The sequence below is a fragment of the Streptosporangium sp. NPDC004379 genome (assembly GCF_042873875.1).
GTDB lineage: Bacteria > Actinomycetota > Actinomycetes > Streptosporangiales > Streptosporangiaceae > Streptosporangium.
Map to the genome: position 1 here is coordinate 651,993 of NZ_JBIAMC010000001.1, position 16,405 is coordinate 668,397.

The 16,405-nt window shown below is 73.3% G+C and carries 16 protein-coding genes; 7 read left to right on the forward strand and 9 right to left on the reverse strand.

Features of this window, described 5'->3' with window-relative positions:
• Positions 1-111: 111 nt before the first annotated feature.
• Both ACFYSC_RS02885 and ACFYSC_RS02890 read right to left on the reverse strand, forming a co-directional pair.
• Positions 112-1,149, reverse strand: coding sequence for a hypothetical protein (locus tag ACFYSC_RS02885; protein ID WP_389955692.1), 1,038 nt, complete (start codon positions 1,147-1,149; stop codon positions 112-114).
• Complete coding sequence (locus ACFYSC_RS02890) at positions 1,134-2,273, reverse strand: transporter substrate-binding domain-containing protein (protein WP_389955693.1); 1,140 nt, start codon at positions 2,271-2,273, stop codon at positions 1,134-1,136. Before ACFYSC_RS02890 ends, ACFYSC_RS02885 begins: the two co-directional genes overlap by 16 nt.
• A 297-nt stretch (positions 2,274-2,570) precedes the next feature.
• On the opposite strand from ACFYSC_RS02890, the gene ACFYSC_RS02895 reads away from it, so the two are divergent.
• Positions 2,571-4,472: a serine/threonine-protein kinase gene (locus tag ACFYSC_RS02895; RefSeq protein WP_389955695.1), complete on the forward strand. Its 1,902-nt coding sequence runs from the start codon at positions 2,571-2,573 to the stop codon at positions 4,470-4,472.
• 171 nt (positions 4,473-4,643) lie between these two features.
• On the opposite strand, the gene urtE is transcribed toward ACFYSC_RS02895, so the two are convergent.
• From urtE to urtA, 5 genes are all read right to left on the reverse strand, one after another.
• Positions 4,644-5,333, reverse strand: coding sequence for an urea ABC transporter ATP-binding subunit UrtE (gene urtE, locus ACFYSC_RS02900; protein ID WP_389955697.1), 690 nt, complete (start codon positions 5,331-5,333; stop codon positions 4,644-4,646).
• Positions 5,311-6,129 carry an urea ABC transporter ATP-binding protein UrtD gene (gene urtD, locus ACFYSC_RS02905; protein ID WP_389955699.1) on the reverse strand — a complete coding sequence of 273 codons (819 nt, stop codon included), beginning with the start codon at positions 6,127-6,129 and terminating at the stop codon, positions 5,311-5,313. Before urtD ends, urtE begins: the two co-directional genes overlap by 23 nt.
• Positions 6,130-6,247: 118 nt before the next feature.
• On the reverse strand, positions 6,248-7,378 hold the full coding sequence (urtC, locus tag ACFYSC_RS02910) for an urea ABC transporter permease subunit UrtC (RefSeq protein ID WP_389955701.1): 1,131 nt from the start codon (positions 7,376-7,378) through the stop codon (positions 6,248-6,250).
• A 66-nt stretch (positions 7,379-7,444) separates the two neighbouring features.
• On the reverse strand, positions 7,445-8,311 hold the full coding sequence (gene urtB, locus ACFYSC_RS02915) for an urea ABC transporter permease subunit UrtB (protein WP_362928377.1): 867 nt from the start codon (positions 8,309-8,311) through the stop codon (positions 7,445-7,447).
• A gap of 131 nt (positions 8,312-8,442) precedes the next feature.
• Positions 8,443-9,684 carry an urea ABC transporter substrate-binding protein gene (urtA, locus tag ACFYSC_RS02920; RefSeq protein WP_389955709.1) on the reverse strand — a complete coding sequence of 414 codons (1,242 nt, stop codon included), beginning with the start codon at positions 9,682-9,684 and terminating at the stop codon, positions 8,443-8,445.
• Positions 9,685-9,889: 205 nt separating this feature from the next.
• Between urtA and ACFYSC_RS02925 the strand changes: the two genes are divergently transcribed.
• The 6 genes from ACFYSC_RS02925 (at position 9,890) to ACFYSC_RS02950 (ending at position 15,013) form a co-directional block, all read left to right on the forward strand.
• A complete protein-coding gene (locus ACFYSC_RS02925) occupies positions 9,890-10,192 on the forward strand; it encodes an urease subunit gamma (RefSeq protein ID WP_389955712.1) in 303 nt (100 codons plus the stop codon).
• On the forward strand, positions 10,189-10,608 hold the full coding sequence (locus tag ACFYSC_RS02930; RefSeq protein ID WP_389955714.1) for an urease subunit beta: 420 nt from the start codon (positions 10,189-10,191) through the stop codon (positions 10,606-10,608). Before ACFYSC_RS02925 ends, ACFYSC_RS02930 begins: the two co-directional genes overlap by 4 nt.
• Entirely contained in the window at positions 10,598-12,313 is a 1,716-nt protein-coding gene (locus ACFYSC_RS02935; protein WP_389955717.1) for an urease subunit alpha, read from the forward strand. The genes ACFYSC_RS02930 and ACFYSC_RS02935 overlap by 11 nt, the downstream gene beginning before the upstream one ends.
• Positions 12,314-12,320: 7 nt before the next feature.
• A complete protein-coding gene (locus tag ACFYSC_RS02940; protein ID WP_389955721.1) occupies positions 12,321-13,286 on the forward strand; it encodes an urease accessory protein UreF in 966 nt (321 codons plus the stop codon).
• Positions 13,287-13,395: 109 nt separating this feature from the next.
• A complete protein-coding gene (gene ureG / locus ACFYSC_RS02945) occupies positions 13,396-14,136 on the forward strand; it encodes an urease accessory protein UreG (RefSeq protein ID WP_389955724.1) in 741 nt (246 codons plus the stop codon).
• Positions 14,137-14,299: 163 nt separating this feature from the next.
• Positions 14,300-15,013 carry an urease accessory protein UreD gene (locus ACFYSC_RS02950; protein ID WP_389955727.1) on the forward strand — a complete coding sequence of 238 codons (714 nt, stop codon included), beginning with the start codon at positions 14,300-14,302 and terminating at the stop codon, positions 15,011-15,013.
• A 109-nt stretch (positions 15,014-15,122) separates the two neighbouring features.
• Here ACFYSC_RS02950 and era read toward each other — a convergent pair whose 3' ends face one another.
• Positions 15,123-16,043 carry a GTPase Era gene (gene era, locus ACFYSC_RS02955; RefSeq protein WP_362928365.1) on the reverse strand — a complete coding sequence of 307 codons (921 nt, stop codon included), beginning with the start codon at positions 16,041-16,043 and terminating at the stop codon, positions 15,123-15,125.
• Positions 16,044-16,060: 17 nt separating this feature from the next.
• Positions 16,061-16,393, reverse strand: a complete 333-nt coding sequence (locus ACFYSC_RS02960; protein WP_389955730.1) for a cytidine deaminase — start codon at positions 16,391-16,393, stop codon at positions 16,061-16,063.
• Between the last annotated feature and the right edge of the window lie 12 nt (positions 16,394-16,405).

Genomic DNA, 16,405 nt, shown 5'->3' on the forward strand with positions numbered 1-16,405 from the left:
ACCATTGCGAGAAACCTCCGTCTCCGCGATGGGAAACCGCCGTACGGCGGGGCCGGCCGGGACGTGTCGTGCGCTGCCCGTACGGCGGGCGGGAAGGACCGGGAACCCCGCTCAGTCCGCGGAGCGGCCCTGGCAGCGCGGATCGGCCGGTCTCTCCGGCGGGGCCGGGGCCAGCCACGACAGCATGCTCTTCTCGACGTACCAGCCGTGCAGGTTCACCCAGGTCCGGGGGGCCTGGTCGGGGTCGGGGCAGAGCACCTTCGACTCCAGCCTGTCGCCGCGGACGAAGCTCACGGTGCCGTCGGCCCCCAGTACGGTCACCATCTGGTCGTCGCTGGCGACCAGGTAGCCCACGAGCACCCTCGGCGTGTCCCGCCCCTTGTCCGCCTTCATCTGGAACGCCGTCAGCGGCAGGATCGGCGCCTTCATCACCACCACGCCCACCAGGAACGGCGCGAAGACCGCCACGACGACGGCGAGCCCGTGGGTGAGGAGCCGCGCGAGCACCCGCGGCACCGGACCGGTCAGCAGGCCCGCGATCCCCGGCGGCAGGATGAGCAGGACCGAGGTCGTCGTGTCCCGCGCGGCGATCGCCTGGCCGATGGCGGGCCACAGCGCGGCGTAGACGAGCACGGCGGCCGCCACGGGCAGGGCGTAGCAGACGACCACCCGCAGTCTCTCCCTGCCGGGGAAGCGGTCGCGCACCGTCAGCCCGGCGGTGGCCAGCGCCAGCATCTCCAGCGTCGGCAGGAACCGCAGCTCCCAGGAGACCAGGCCCACCACCACCGCCAGCACCACCACCCAGCCCGGCAGGCGCTCGGTGGCGTTCAGCAGCCAGGAGGAGCGGTTCGCGCCGCTCCAGTCCCTCGTGCTGATCCAGTACAGGGCGCCGAGCATCCGCCCGCACAGGACGAGGACCGGCAGGATCCACACGGTCGTCAGCAGCACGGCGGTGAGCAGGCCCAGCGGGCTGATGTTCTGCACCAGCAGGAGCAGGGTCTGGGTGTCCTGACGGCTGGCGTACCACAGCCGCATGATGAGCAGGACCAGGGGGAAGGCCGGGAGCAGCGCGAGCAGCCACTCCTGGTTCCTGGGGTGGATTCTGGACGTGCGCTTGGTCCGCCCGATGCCGATCAACTGGTCGAGCACTCCTGGACGGGAAGCGTCCGCTCCCACGGCCACCTGCGCACCGGCGGGGGCAGCGCGCAGGGCTGCTGCGCCTGTGCGACGTTGATGCCGGGGTTGGCCGCCAGCAGCGGGTCGATGTACATCTGGTACGCCTGCTCCCACCGCTGGTCCCGAGGGTCGGCGTAGGAGCGGTAGAGCGCGAGGTCGACCAGGTCGCGCAGCGCCCTGTTGGGGCCGGTGTTGACCGCCCACATCTCGGTCTTCTCCAGTGCGATGTCGTGGTGGACGAGTTTCCCACCGGACTCCGCGACGAACCCGGCCAGGATCGCCGCGTCGGTGGTCACCGCCTCGAACCTGCCCGCCTTCAGATCGGCGATGCAGTCACTGATCAGGTTGCGGGCGGTGGCCTTGGCCCCGGTCGCCTTCTCCAGCTCGATCGCGGAGGTGGAGCTGCCGAGCGTGCAGACGCGCTTTCCCTCCAGATCCACCAGAGAGGTGATCTTCCCCGGGTAGTCGGACCTCGTCACCACGGACTGCTCGGTGTACAGGTAGGGCGTGGAGAACCCGACGGCCGCGTCCTTCCGCCGATCGGGCGTCACGCTGAAGGTGGCGACCACCAGGTCCACCTTGACGAACCGGCCCTGGTCGTCCTTGGCCTGCATACGTGCCCTGTCCTCGGTCTCGATGGACAGGAAGTCGATCTTGTCCGGCGAGAAGCCCAGGTCGGCGGCGATCATGTAGGCGATCTGGATGTCGAACCCCTTGAAGGCACGCCTGCCCGTCTTCTCCTGGAGTGAGATGCCCGGGGTGTCGGACTTCACGCCGATCCGGAGCCGGTCCTTGCTGAACAGCCCGGCCCGCTCCCGCAGCTCCGCCTCGGTGGGCGGCCCGTTCGCCAGCAGGATGGACGTGCCGACCACGACCGCGGCCATGACCAGGGCCACCCAGCCGACGAGCCGGAAGATCCGGAACCTCTTGACCGGTGGCGGCTCCGGCTGCGGGGCCGGGTCGGGCACGGGATCGGGTACGGGATCGGGTACGGGATCGGGCACGGGGCCGGCCTTCTCGCCGGGGCGCCGCAGCTTCCCGGCGAAAAGACCCGCCTTCCCGGACGGTGCCGTCACGCCCTCGTGCTCTTCGGTCATAATCCCACGAACCCCCTGCTCATTAGGCAGGCTAGGGCGTGGCACCGGCTGTGAGGAGGCCCTTCATCAATACGAGATCAAACCGCCTCCCGGCGAAGTGACCGGAATACCCCCTAAGATCCAGTACCGAATGTCAGGAGCGGAGGACGACTCCTCCGCTCCCCCGAGAGGAGCGGCTTCCCGCTTTCCCCGGCTTCCCCGGCCGGGGCGGGCGACGAACGAGCTCTGCCCGTTTCGACCGCAGCTAAGGAGGCGATTCCCCTGCCGGGTGAACCCGTTGGGGGGATGCTGGACGGGATGGATCTCATCATCGGGCCGTACCACGTGACCGGCAGGCTGGGGCAGGACGCCGCCGGCGAGGTCCTCCTCGCCCACGACCCCGGTGGACGGCAGGTCGCGGTCAAGGTCCTCGACCCGGCCCTGACCGCCGATCCCGGCGTCCGGTGGCGGTTCCAGCAGGAGACGGGCGCCGCGTCCCGGGTCGCCCCGCGCTGCGTCGTCCCGGTGCTCTCCGCGGGGTTCGACGGTGACCGCGCCTACGTCGTCACCGAGCACGTCGAAGGCCCCTCCCTGCGTGAGCGGGTCGGGGACCAGGGGCCCCTGGCCGGGCCGGGCCTCGGCTCGCTGGCCGTGTCCGTCGCCGTCGCCCTGCAGGCGATCCACGCCGCGGGCATCGCGCACGGGCGGCTGACGCCGTCCGGCATCCTGCTGAGCCCCCTCGGGCCGAGGGTGGGGGGTTTCGGTCTCGCCGGCCTCCCCCTCCGCGACGTCCCCGGCGAGGCCGCGCCGCCGGAACGGGCGCGCGGCGAGGCGGCCACCGCCGCGTCGGACGTGTTCTCCTGGGGCGCGGCCGTCCTGTACGCGGCGACGGGACGTGATCCGTACGGCCGTGCCGGGCACGAACCGTACGGCGACGCCGACGCCGGCGACCCCGAGGAGACCGCGAGGGTCGTCCGCCTCCGGCCCGACCTGACCGGCCTGCACGGCCCGCTGCGCGATCTCGTGGCGAGCGCCCTCGCCGAGGATCCCGCCCGCCGCCCGGACGTGCGCGACATCGTCCGCGCCCTGACGGGCGTCAGCGACCCGGCCGCCGCGCCGGTCCCGCCCAGGCCGCCCGGCGCGGGCCCCGCGCCGGTCCGGTCGCCGGTCGTTCCGGAGCCGGTCTCCCCGCCCGTGCCCGGTCCGGAAGCCGCCCCGCCGCCCGTCACGGCGGTCCCGGGACAGGCCCCGCCGCCCGTGCCCCGTCCGGAAGCCGCCCCGCCGCCCGTCACGGCGGTCCCGGGACAGGCCCCGCCGCCCGCCGTACCGGCCGTCCCCGGGTACGCGGGCGCGGCCCCCGCCGTCGTGGGCACGGCTCGCCGTACCGATGCGGCCCGCCGGGCCGATGAGGCGGTTCCGGACACGGCGCGGCAGGTCAGGCGGCATCTCATCCCCGCGGTTGCGGGACTGGTCCTCGCCGGGGTCATCGCCGGGGTCGCCTGGCTCCTCCCCCGGGACCCGGCGACCGGCGACGTCGCGTCACAGGCCCGGCCCAGCGCCCCGGAGAGCGCCGGGCCCGCCCCCACGGGCTCCCCCGCCCCCGTGACGGCGTCGCCGTCGCCGTCACCGTCCCCGTCGCCCGCGAAGCGCACCGCCCGGCCTTCCACCGCGCGCACCCTGCCGTTCAAGGACGACTTCGGCGCCGCCGGCGGCTGGAGCAGCACGGCGGCGGGGAAAGCCGGGAAGCACCGGCCGGACCACGGCGCCTACCGGCTCACCGTCCGGGCCGGTGCGGACCTCCCGGTCACCGCCCCCGTCACCGCCTCGCTGCGGAACACCGTCATCACCGTGAAGGTGCGCCTGATCTCCGGCAAGGGAGACTTCGGGGTGTTCTGCCGCGGCCGGAAGGGGACGGCCGAGCGTTACGAGTTCGCGCTCACCGGTGACGGCGACGCCTCGATCACCCGGAGCGGCAAGGCTCCGTCGGCGGTGCGGCGCGTCCCCGGCCTGCGTCCCGGACGGCTCACCGTCCTGCAGGCGGTCTGCCGCGGCGGCGCGACCGGGACCACGCTGAGCCTGCGGGTCAACGGCAAGGAGGTCGTCTCCCAGGTGGACCGGGCCCGGCCGCCGGCCGCCGGTTCCATCGGTGTCTTCGCCCGGGGCCGGCGCGGCGGTCCCGGGCTGGACGTCGCGTTCAACTCCTTCGAGGCCCGCTCCTGACGGACGCCTTCCCGGTCCGTACGGTCCCGGCTCCGTACGCACCCGGCTCCGTGCGGTCCCGGCCCTGTCGGCCCGTTCTCAGGCGTCCGCCCCTGTCGGCCCGCTCTCAGGCGTCCGCCCGTGGCGGGCCGTACGGACCCTGCCCGTCCGGCCGCCGGGCGGGAGACCGGGTCAGACCGCGAGCAGGCTCTGGACCTCCTCGTCCCGCAGCTCCGCGACCGGGCCGGCGCGGACGACGCGTCCGGCGTCGAGGATCAGGAAGCGGTCGGCCAGGCGCAGCGCCAGGTCCACGTACTGCTCCACCAGCAGTACGGCGAGCCCCGAGGCGTGTAGCCGCTCGATCGCCTCCTCGATCTCGATGACGATGGACGGCTGGACGCCCTCGGTGGGCTCATCCAGGATCAGCATCCTGGGGCGGGCGACCAGGGCACGGGCGATGGCGAGTTGCTGCTGCTGGCCGCCGGACAGGAACCCGGCGTGGCGCTTCAGCAGGGGCTTGAGCCGGGGGAAGACCTCCAGCGCCTCCTCCAGCGCCTCCTTCGGCCCGCCGGCCGCCTCCAGGGCGACCTGAAGGTTGCCGAGCACGCTGAGCTGGGGGAACGCCGCGTGCCCCTGGGAGACGTAGCCCATGCCGAGCCGTACCCGTTCGTGGGGCGCGAGACGGGTCACGTCGCGCCCGTCGAAGACGACCGACCCGGCGGTGGCCGGGAGCACGCCCATCACCGTGTCGAGCAGGGTGGTCTTGCCGACGCCGTTGCGGCCCATCACGCAGACGAGCGTCCCGGGCTCCACCTCCAGGCCGACCCCGGACAGCACCCGGGCCCTGCCGTACCCGGCGTCAAGATCCCGTACCGACAGCATCGCCGCTCCTCCTCCCGAGGTAGACCTCCTGCACCCGGGGGTCCTCGCGGACCTGCTCCACGGGCCCCTCGACCAGGACCCGGCCCTCGTGCAGGACCGTGACCCGCGAGGCGTACCTGCGCAGGAACTCCATGTCGTGTTCGATGACGACCACCGTGCGCTCGCGGGCGATCGACGTCAGCAGCTCGCCGGTGCGCTCGCGCTCGCCCTGCGACATGCCGGCGACCGGTTCGTCCAGCAGGAGCAGCCGGGGCCGCTGCGCGAGCAGCATGCCGATCTCCAGCCACTGCCGCTGCCCGTGGGAGAGCACCCCGGCGGGCCGCTCCGCCATCGGGCCCAGGCCCGTCGTCTCCAGCGCCTCGGCGACGGCCTCACCGACGCCGCGCCGACGCCGGAGCAGCGACCACGGCGTACGGCGGAACGACGCGGCCAGGTCGAGGTTCTCCAGCACCGTGAGCTCCTCGAAGACCACGGAGGTCTGGAAGGTCCGCCCGACGCCGAGCCGTACGATCCGGTGCTCGCGCAGACCCGCCAGGTCACGGCCGGCGAACCTGATCTCCCCGGCGGTGGGGCGGGTGAGGCCGGTGACGGCGTCCACGAGCGTCGTCTTGCCCGCGCCGTTGGGCCCGATGAGGAACCGCAGCTCCCCCCGCCCGACGGTCAGGTCGACGCCGTCGACGGCGCGGAAGCCGTCGAAGACGACCGACAGGCCGCGGATCTCAATGATCGGGTCCTCCGGAACGCCCGCTCCGGGGCCGGACGGGTCAACGCCTGCCTGGGAGCCGGGCGGACTCATCGCTTCCTCCGGGAGGCATGCCCGGGGGCCGGACGGGTTCATCGCTTCCTCCGGTTCTCGCCGAACCGTCCCGCTGAACGGTTCCCGCCGGACGGTTCCCACCGGCGCGGAGAGGACGTCACGCGACCTCCTCCATGACGCGGCCGGCGCCGGGCCCGCCCGGCCGGGGGCTCGCCTCGGTACGGCGGGCACGCCTGCGGGCGAGCGCGTCCCGGCCCGTCGCGGCCAGGCCGAGGACGCCCCGCGGCGCGAGGGTCATCACGAGGATGAACAGGGTGCCCTGCAGGTACAGCCAGCCGCCGGCGAACTCCTCGCTGAACGCGGTCTTGGCGTATCCCATGACGACCGCCCCGGCGACCGCCCCGGCCAGGGTGAACCGGCCGCCCACCGCCACCGCGACGACCAGTTCCAGCGAGGGGACCACGCCCAGCAGCGCCGGGGAGACGATCCCGACGACCGGCACGAACAGCGCGCCGGCCAGCCCGGCCATCCCCGCGGAGATCGCGAAGGTGACGGTCTTGACGAGGGCCGGGTCGTAGCCGAGGAACCTGACCCGGTCCTCGCCGTCGCGGACCGCGACGAGCAGGCGGCCGAAGCGGCTGCGGGTCAGCTGCCGCGCGCCCAGATAGAGCAGGCCCAGCGTGAGCGCGACCACGAGGTACAGCCCGCGCTGGACGGCGTCGTCCGCCAGGTCCAGGCCGAACAGGTCGTAGAAGTTGGTCAGGCCGTTGGTCCCGCCGGTCAGGCCCTGCCGCCCGACGAGGAGGATGGCGAACGCGGCGGCGAGCGCCTGGGTGAGGATCGCGAAGTAGGCTCCCCGGACCCGCTGCCGGAACACCAGAAGGCCCAGCGCGGCGGCGATCAGCGTCGGGACCGCCACGGCGGCGGTCAGCGCGAACACCGGATTCGTGAACGGCCTCCACAGCGCGGGCAGTCGCTCGACGCCGCTCCACACCATGAAGTCGGGCAGTTCGCCCCGGGCGTCGGCGAGTTTCAGGTGCATGCCCATGGCGTAGCCGCCGAGTCCGAAGAACACGCCCTGGCCGAGGGCCAGCATGCCGCCCTGGCCCCAGGCGAGGCCGATGCCCAGGGCGACGATCGCCAGGCACAGGTACTTGGCCAGCAGGCCGAGACGGAAGGGCTCCAGCAGGAGGGGGGCGGCGACCAGCGCGAGCACGGCCACGGCCGCGAAGACGCCGGGGCCTTTCAGCGTTTTCAGCCCTTTCAGTGTTTTCAGGGTCTTCGGCATTTCCCGTGTCCTCGGTGTTTCCGGTGTTTCCGCTGTTTCCGGCGTTTCCGGATGGGTGAGGTTCATTCAGACCAGTGCCCTCGATCGGGTGACGAACAGGCCCTGCGGCCGGAACTGCAGGAAGGCGACGATCGCGGCGAACACGATGACCTTGGCCAGGCTGGCGTCGGTCCAGAACTCGGCGTAGGAGTTGAGCAGGCCGAGCCCGGCGGCGGCGATCACGGCGCCGCGGAGCCGCCCGAGGCCGCCCGCGACGACGACCAGGAAGGCATCGACGATGTAGTAGGTGCCGAGGGCCGGTCCGACCGGGCCGATCAGGGTGAGGGCGACCCCGGCGACCCCGGCGAGGCCGGAGCCGATGAAGAAGGTCCGCCGGTCCACCCGGCCGGTGTCGATGCCGCTGGTCGCGGCGAGCCGCCGGTTCTGCATCACGGCCCGCATCCGCCGTCCCTGGCCGGTGCGGTTCATGTAGGCCCAGACGGCGACGACGGTGAGGACCGCCAGGGCGAGGATGAACAGCCGGTTGTACGGCAGCGTGCCGAGCCCGCCGCGCAGCCAGTCCGGTGCCTGGACCTGGACGTTGGGCGCCCCGAACAGGTCGCGGGCGAGTTGCTGGAGCACCAGGCTGACGCCCCAGGTGAGCAGCAGGGTGTCCAGCGGCCGGCCGTAGAAGTGCCGGATCGCGGCCCACTCCAGCAGGAGCCCCATGAGCCCGGCGACCAGGAAGGCGACGGGCAGCGCCACGACCACCGCGTCGCGGCCGGCGACGCCCTGGAGCAGGTAGGCCGTGTACGCCCCGGCCATGATGAACTCTCCGTGGGCCATGTTGATCACGCCCATCTGGCCGAACGTGAACGTCAGCCCGACGGCGATGAGGAGCAGCACCGCGCCGATCGACAGGCCGATCGGCAGCTGGTTGAGAAACGCCTCCACCTTCGTCCCTTTCCGCGAGGGGTCTGGCTCCGGAGCGCGGCGGCGCCGCGGTTCTTGCCGCGGGTCGTTCACCGCCGCGCTCCGGAGCCGGTCAGGGGCGGCCCGGCCGGACGGCCGGCCCGGGGCGCGCGTCAGCCCGAGGCCAGGCCGCTCGCCCAGGGGTAGCCCTTCAGGTAGGGGTCGGGTTTGATCGGCTCGCCGGACTTCCAGACCTCCTTGATGAGGCCGTCCGGCTGGACCACCCCGATCCGGGCGGTCTTGTACATGTGCTGGTTCTCGCCGTCGATGGTGACCAGGCCCTCGGGGCGTTCCAGGGCGATGCCGCCCGCGGCCTTGCGCACGGCCTCGACCTCGGTGGTCCCGGCCTTCCTCACCGCCTCGGCCCACAGGTACACCGCGTTGTAGCCGGCCTCCATCGGATCGGAGGTGACCTTGCCGGCGCCGTATCTGCCCTTGAACGCGGCGACGAACTTCTCGTTCGCCGGTCCCTGGGTGGTCTGGTAGTAGTTCCAGGCGACCGGGTGGCCCGCGATGTTGTCCACGCCGATCCCCTTGACCTCCTCCTCGGCGACGCTCACCGACAGGACGGGCATCTTCTCGGCGGTGACCCCGGCGCTGGTGAGCTGCTTGAAGAACGCCACGTTGCTGTCGCCGTTGAGGGTGTTGAAGACCGCGTCCGGCGCGGCCTCGACGACCTTGTTGGTCAGCGTGCCGTACTCGGTGTGCCCGAGCGGGGTGTACTCCTCGCCGAGGACCTGCATCCCGTTGGCCGCCGCGTACGCCTTGATGATCTTGTTGGCGGTGCGCGGGAAGACGTAGTCGCTGCCGACCAGGAAGAGCTTCTTCTTCCCCTGCTCCTTCAGGTAGTCGAGCGCGGGGATGATCTGCTGGTTGGTGGTGGCGCCGGTGTAGAAGATGTACGGCGAGCTCTCCAGGCCCTCGTACTGCACCGGATACCACAGCAGGGCCTTGTTGCGTTCGAAGACGGGAAGCATCGCCTTGCGGCTCGCCGAGGTCCAGCCGCCGAAGGTGGCGGCGACCCTGTCGCGCCGGATGAGCTTGGTGGCCTTCTCCGCGAAGGTCGGCCAGTCGGAGGCGCCGTCCTCCACCACGGGGACCAGTTTCTTCCCGAGCACCCCTCCGGAGGCGTTGATCTCCTCGACCGCGAGGAGTTCGGCGTCCTTGACCGTCACCTCGCTGATGGCCATCGTGCCGCTCAGCGAGTGCAGGATGCCGACCTTGATGCCGTCGCCGTCCGCGCCGCCGCCGGCGGAGGCGGCGTTCCCGCCCGCCGGAGCCTCCCCGCCGCACGCGGCGAGCGCGACGGCCAGCAGGGCGGCGGTGACGCCGGAGCGCCAGGCTGTTCTCCTCAAGTGCCTTCCTCTCTCACCGGTTCCCACCGGTACGGCCCCGCACCGATCCACCTGCCGACAAGGTGGGCGAGTAAGGTTTCCCGAGAAGATCGCGGATGTTAATTGCGCTTTGCCGGGGTTTCACCCCCGTGACGGCCCGGACCGGAAACCACCCGGACATCACCGTGCAACACTTCGGTAACAGCCGGTTCTTATGGTCCGTCCAATGCGGCTCACACCACACGAGCAGGAACGCCTGCTCATCCATGTCGCCGCCGGTGTCGCCCGGGGCCGGAAGGCCCGGGGTCTCCGGCTGAACCATCCGGAGGCGACCGCCGTCATCGCGTCCTTCCTCATGGAGGGGGCCAGGGACGGCCGGACCGTCGCCGAGCTGATGGAGGCGGGGCGCACCGTGCTGTCCCGGGGCGACGTCATGGACGGCGTGCCGGAGATGCTGGAGTCGGTGCAGGTCGAGGCGACTTTCCCCGACGGCACCAAGCTCGTCACCGTCCATTGGCCGATCCCGTGACGGCGGGCGACCGCACGGACGTCCCCCGGGAGGCGTCACCGCGTACGGACCTTCCGCACGAGACGGCGCGGGAGGAGCGCATGGTCCCCGGCGAGATCCGGTACGGCGAGGCCCCCGTGCCGCTCAACCCCGGCCGTGAGCGCGTCACCGTCCGGGTCGTCAACGTCGCCGACCGGCCGATCCAGGTCGGGTCGCACTACCACTTCGCCGCCGCCAACCCCGGCCTGGAGTTCGACCGGCGGGCGGCCTGGGGCACCCGCCTGGACGTGCCGGCCGGCACGGCGGTGCGCTTCGAGCCCGGCGTCGAGCGCGACGTGACCCTGGTGCCGATCGCCGGGCGCCGGATCGTGCCCGGCCTGCGCCCGGAGTGGGCGGGCCCCCTGGACGGGATGGACGGGAGCACCGATGTTCGTTGAGCGGTCCCGCTACGCCGCGCTGTACGGTCCCACAACCGGGGACCGGATCAGGCTCGCCGACACCGACCTGTTCGTCGAGGTCACCGAGGACCTCGCCATGGGCCCGGCGGGCGCCGGCGACGAGGCCGTGTTCGGCGGCGGCAAGGTCGTCCGGGAGTCGATGGGCCAGGCCAGGACCACCCGCGCCGAGGGCGCCCCCGACCTGGTGATCACCGGCGCGGTCGTGCTCGACCACTGGGGCGTGGTCAAGGCCGACATCGGCGTCCGGGACGGCCGGATCGTCGCGCTCGGCAAGGCCGGCAACCCCGACACCATGGACGGCGTCCACCCAGATCTGGTGATCGGCCCGTCCACCGAGGTCATCTCGGGCAACGGGAAGATCGTGACCGCGGGGGCGGTCGACTCCCACGTCCACCTGATCTGCCCGCAGATCCTCGACGAGGCTCTGGCGGCCGGGGTCACCACGATCGTCGGCGGCGGCACCGGCCCCGCCGAGGGCACCAAGGCCACCACGGTGACCGGCACCTGGTATCTCGCCCGGATGCTGGAGTCGCTCGACGCCCACCCGGTCAACGTCGCGCTGCTCGGCAAGGGCAACACGACCGGCGCCGAAGGGCTGCTGGAGCAGCTCCGCGCCGGGGCCTCGGGGTTCAAGCTGCACGAGGACTGGGGCAGCACCCCCGCGGCCATCGACGCCTGCCTGTCGGTCGCCGACGCCACCGGGGTGCAGGTGGCGCTGCACACCGACACCCTCAACGAGGCGGGGTTCGTGGAGTCGACGCTGAAGGCGATCGGCGGCCGGGCCGTCCACGCCTACCACACCGAGGGCGCCGGCGGCGGCCACGCGCCGGACATCATCCGGGTCGCCTCGCATCGCAACGTCCTGCCCTCCTCGACCAACCCGACCCGTCCGCACACCGTCAACACGCTGGACGAGCACCTCGACATGCTGATGGTCTGCCACCACCTGAACCCCTCGGTCCCGGAGGACCTGGCGTTCGCCGAGTCGCGGATCCGGCCGGCCACCATGGCCGCCGAGGACGTGCTGCACGACCTGGGGGCGATCTCGATGATCGGCTCGGACTCCCAGGCGATGGGCCGGGTGGGCGAGACGATCATCCGGACCTGGCAGACCGCGCATGTGATGAAGCGGCGGCGCGGCGCGCTGCCGGGCGACGGACCGGCGGACAACCTCCGCGCCCGGCGCTACGTCGCCAAGTACACGATCTGCCCGGCGGTGGCGCACGGCCTGGACGGGGAGGTCGGCTCGGTCGAGCCCGGCAAGCTGGCGGACCTGGTGCTGTGGCAGCCTGCCTTCTTCGGGGTCAAACCGGACCTGGTGCTCAAGGGCGGCGTGATCGCCCACGCCCAGATGGGCGACGCCAACGCCTCGATCCCGACCCCGCAGCCGGTGCTGCCACGTCCGATGTTCGGCGCCGTCCCGGTCACCGCCGCCGCCACGTCGGTCCACTTCGTCGCCCCGCTCGCGATCGAGGACGGCCTGGCCGACCGGCTGGCCGTACGGCGGCGCCTGGTGCCGGTGGCCGACGTCCGCCGCCGGGGCAAGGAGAGCATGCCCCTCAACGACGCCACCCCCGAGATCGAGGTGGATCCAGACACCTTCACCGTGCGGGTGGACGGCGAGACGGTCGAGCCCGCCCCGGCCGAGACCCTGCCCATGACCCAGCGCTACTTCCTCTTCTGAGCGTCGCGTGAACGCCGCGCTGCTGCTGCTGGCCGACTCCCGGCTGCCCGCCGGGGGGCACGCGCACTCGGGGGGCGCCGAGGAGGCGATCCGCGCCGGGGCGGTCCGCGATCTCGCGAGCCTGGCCGCGTTCCTGCGGGGACGGCTGGCCACCGCCGGGGCGGTGGCGGCCGGTCTCGCCGCCGCGGCCTGCGACCTCGCCGCGTCCCGCGAGGCCGGCACGGCGGCGGCCGCGACGGCCGGGGCGACGACCATCGGGACCGGGAACGGGGCCGGGAACGATCACGCCGGGGAGGACCCCCGGGGACGGTCCGCGGACGGCCTCCCGGCGCGAAGCCGTCCGGACGGACGGCCGTCTCCGGACGCCGCGTGGGAGCGCCTGGACGCCGAGGCCGACGCGCGGACGTCGTCGCCCGCGCAGCGGGAGGCGAGCCGTACGCAGGGCAGGCTGCTGTTGCGGAGCGCCCGGCGGATCTGGCCGTCGCCGATCCTGGACGACCTGGCGCGGGCCGCGCCCGCGGGCGCGCACCACGCGGTCGCGCTCGGCGCGGTGGCCGCCGCCGCGGGGTGCTCCCCGGCGGAGGCGGCGCTCGCGGCGGCCTACACCGCGGTCACCGGCCCCGCCACGGCGGCGGTCAGGCTCCTCGGCCTCGACCCGGTCCCGGTCCACCGGCTCCTCGCCGCCCTCGCCCCCGACCTGGAACGGATCGCCACCGGCTCCGCAGCGCACCTGGCGGGCCCGCCGGACCCGGGATCCGGCGAAGAGGCCGGAGTACCGGGCTCAGGACCAGACGGGAGAATCGGCGCGCCGGCCCCGGGACCGGACGGGAGGCCCGGAACACCGGGCTCGGGATCCGCCGGGGAGGCCGGGGCGCCGGACCCCTGGGAACGGCTGCCCGCGCCCACCGCGCCCGCGCTCGACCTGCTCGCCGAACGGCACGTCCGCGCCGAGCCGAGGATGTTCGTCTCCTGACGTCCGGGGCGTCCTGACGGACGCCCCGGACGGAGCACCGGCCGGCACCGCCGCCCACCGGGAAGACCACCACGACAGACCACCAGGGAAAGAAGGGACGGTGACCCTCATGGGCGCTGACCACGACGACCACCACCCGGCGGCCGATCCGCGCGGGCGGGCGCTGCGACTGGGCATCGGTGGCCCCGTCGGCAGCGGGAAGACCGCGCTGACCGCGGCGCTGTGCCGGACGCTGGGCCCGGCGCTCCGCCTCGGGGTGGTCACCAACGACATCTACACCACCGAGGACGCCGACTTCCTCCGCGCGGCGGGGGTGCTCGACCCGGCGAGGATCGCCGCCGTGCAGACCGGCTGCTGCCCGCACACCGCCATTCGTGACGACATCGCCGCCAACCTCGACGCGGTGGAGTCCCTGGAGGAACGGTTCGGCCCGCTCGACCTGGTGATCGTGGAGAGCGGCGGGGACAACCTCACCGCCACCTTCAGCCGGGGTCTGGCCGACCGGCAGATCTTCGTACTGGACGTTTCGGGAGGCGACAAGGTCCCGCGCAAGGGCGGCCCCGGCGTGACCACCGCGGACCTGCTCGTGATCAACAAGACCGACCTGGCGCCGATGGTGGGCGCGGACCTCACGGTGATGAACCGGGACGCGGCGGCCGTGCGGGACGGAAGGCCGGTGCTGTTCACCTCGATCCGGGAGGAGCCGGACGCACCCGCGGTCGCCGAGTGGGTCTCCGGCCTCGTCCACGCCTGGGCCCACGAGCACGGCCGCACCCACGGCCACGAGCACGGCCACGCCGACGAGCACGGGCACGACCTCGCCCGCGAGCATGACCGCGCCCGCGCCTGATCGCGCGGAGGCGGCCCGGCCTCCCGGAGACCGCCCCACCTCCGCGTCTCCCGCTCACCCTCGCCTCACGGACGGGGACCGCCCCTCCCCCACCCCTCCCGCCGATCCTCGCCGTACGGAAGGGCACCGCCCCTCCCCCGCCCCTTCCGCGCCACGACGCTCGATGCGGGCCAGGGCCGCGCTGGTCACCGAGCGCGGTCCGGACGGCCGGACCGTCCTGGTCGCCATGCGGTCCGATCCGCCGCTCACGCTGCGCCGTACCGGGCCGGGCCGGGTGCACCTGGTCTCGACCGCGGCGGGTCCGCTCGGCGGCGACGACCTGGCCCTCGACATCGAGGTGGGTCCGGGCAGCGAGCTGGAGGTCCTGTCGGTCGCGAGCACGCTCGTCCTGCCCGGTACGGGGGAGTCGGCGCTGACCGTCACCGCCAGGGTCGGCGCCGGGGCGTCGCTGCGGTTCGCGCCCGAGCCGACCGTGCTGGCCGCCGGCTGCCTGCACCGCTCGGCGGTACGGCTGACGCTGGAGGAGGGCGCCCGGGTGTCCTGGCGCGAGGAGATCGTCTTCGGCCGGTACGGCGAGCGGCCCGGCCGCTGTCACGCCCGCTTCGACGCGGTGACCCCCGCGGGTCCGCTGCTGCGTCAGGAACTCGTCGTGGGCGACCCGGTGACCGACGGCTCCCCCGCGGTCTACGGCGACGCCCGCTGCGTCGGCAGCGTCCTGGTCACCGGGCGGGCGCCCGCCTCGTCGGTCGGGGACGGCTGGGCGATGCTCCCGCTGGCCGGGCCGGGAACGCTGGTCTCCGCGCTGGCCGCCGACGCCGTCGAGCTGCGGCGGCGTCTGGACGAGGGCCTGTCGCGCCTGCCCGGCACCGGGACGTGACGGCAGGCGCGCGGCTCGCCGAGCCGCGACACGGGAGGACGGGCACGCGGCTCCGCCGTACCCGCGTGGGACGGCGGAACCCCGCGGGCGGCCGTCCCGCCCCGCGCCGTCAGTCGTAGAAGCCGAGCCGGCGAAGCTGCTTGGGGTCGCGCTGCCAGTCCTTGGCGACGCTGATGCGCAGGTCGAGGTAGACCCGGGTGCCGAGCAGCGCCTCGATCTGGCCGCGGGCCCGGCTGCCGACCTCCTTGAGGCGGCTTCCCTTGTGCCCGATCACGATGGCCTTCTGCGAGGGCCGTTCGACGAACATGTGGGCGTAGATGTCGAGCAGGTCGTCGCGGCCCTCACGGGGCAACATCTCGTCGACGACGACCGCGATGGAGTGCGGCAACTCGTCGCGGACGCCCTCCAGGGCCGCCTCCCGGATCAGCTCGCCCACCAGCACCTGCTCGGGCTCGTCGGTGAGCTGTCCGCCCTCGTACAGCGGCGGGCTGGCCGGGAGCCTGCCGGCCAGCACGTCGCGCAGCACGTCGAGCCGCTCCCCGCTCTCCGCCGAGACCGGGACGATCTCCTCGAACTCGGCGAGCTGCGACACGGCCAGCAGCTGCGCGGCGATCTGCTCGCGGGTCGCCAGGTCGCACTTGGTGACGACGGCGACGACCGGGGTCTTCTTCACGGCGGTGAGCTTCTCGGCGATGAACCGGTCGCCCTTGCCGATGGGCTCGTTGGCAGGCACGCAGAAGCCGATCACGTCCACCTCGGTGAGCGTGGACAGCACCAGGCTGTCGAGCCGTTCGCCCAGGAGGGTGCGGGGACGGTGCAGACCGGGGGTGTCGACGATGATGAGCTGGGCGTCCGGGCGGTGCACGATGCCCCGGATGACGCGGCGGGTCGTCTGGGGCTTGGAGGAGGTGATGGCCACCTTGGTGCCGACCAACGCGTTCATCAGCGTTGATTTGCCGACGTTGGGCCGTCCGACGAAACAGGCGAAACCGGCGCGGAAATCAGCTGCTGAAGAACTCACGTCACCCATTGTCCCCGATCGTCGGCTCAGTTCTGACGCGGTGTCCCGTCCGGGCCGGCCACCAGCAGCCGCTCGCCACCCATGTCGCGCACGGCCCGCTCGTCCGCCGGGGAGGGACCCTCGCCCGCGGTGACCAGCGCCGCGGCCTCCAGGGACTCCGCGCCGCTGGAGACGGCCATGGCCACGGCGACCTGCAGCGCCGACAGCGTCAGCGAGGGCAGCGCCACGTCGGTCGCCACGTAGGTCCGGCCCGTCTCGTCGCGCACCGCGGCGCCCTCGGCGGTGCCGTTGCGGGCACGGGCGGAACGGGCCAGCACGATGATCTTGTTGTCCTCGGGGTCGAGGTTCGCGTCGCTCACGGCACAAGGGTA

Bases quoted from the DNA above. Each gene is read 5' to 3' on its own strand.
- ACFYSC_RS02890 (WP_389955693.1), bottom strand. From the start codon at position 2,273: ATGACCGAAGAGCACGAGGGCGTGACGGCACCGTCCGGGAAGGCGGGT.
- ACFYSC_RS02895 (WP_389955695.1), top strand. From the start codon at position 2,571: ATGGATCTCATCATCGGGCCGTACCACGTGACCGGCAGGCTGGGGCAG.
- urtE (WP_389955697.1), bottom strand. From the start codon at position 5,333: ATGCTGTCGGTACGGGATCTTGACGCCGGGTACGGCAGGGCCCGGGTG.
- urtD (WP_389955699.1), bottom strand. From the start codon at position 6,129: ATGAGTCCGCCCGGCTCCCAGGCAGGCGTTGACCCGTCCGGCCCCGGA.
- urtC (WP_389955701.1), bottom strand. From the start codon at position 7,378: ATGCCGAAGACCCTGAAAACACTGAAAGGGCTGAAAACGCTGAAAGGC.
- ACFYSC_RS02925 (WP_389955712.1), top strand. From the start codon at position 9,890: ATGCGGCTCACACCACACGAGCAGGAACGCCTGCTCATCCATGTCGCC.
- ACFYSC_RS02935 (WP_389955717.1), top strand. From the start codon at position 10,598: ATGTTCGTTGAGCGGTCCCGCTACGCCGCGCTGTACGGTCCCACAACC.
- ureG (WP_389955724.1), top strand. From the start codon at position 13,396: ATGGGCGCTGACCACGACGACCACCACCCGGCGGCCGATCCGCGCGGG.
- ACFYSC_RS02950 (WP_389955727.1), top strand. From the start codon at position 14,300: ATGCGGGCCAGGGCCGCGCTGGTCACCGAGCGCGGTCCGGACGGCCGG.
- era (WP_362928365.1), bottom strand. From the start codon at position 16,043: ATGGGTGACGTGAGTTCTTCAGCAGCTGATTTCCGCGCCGGTTTCGCC.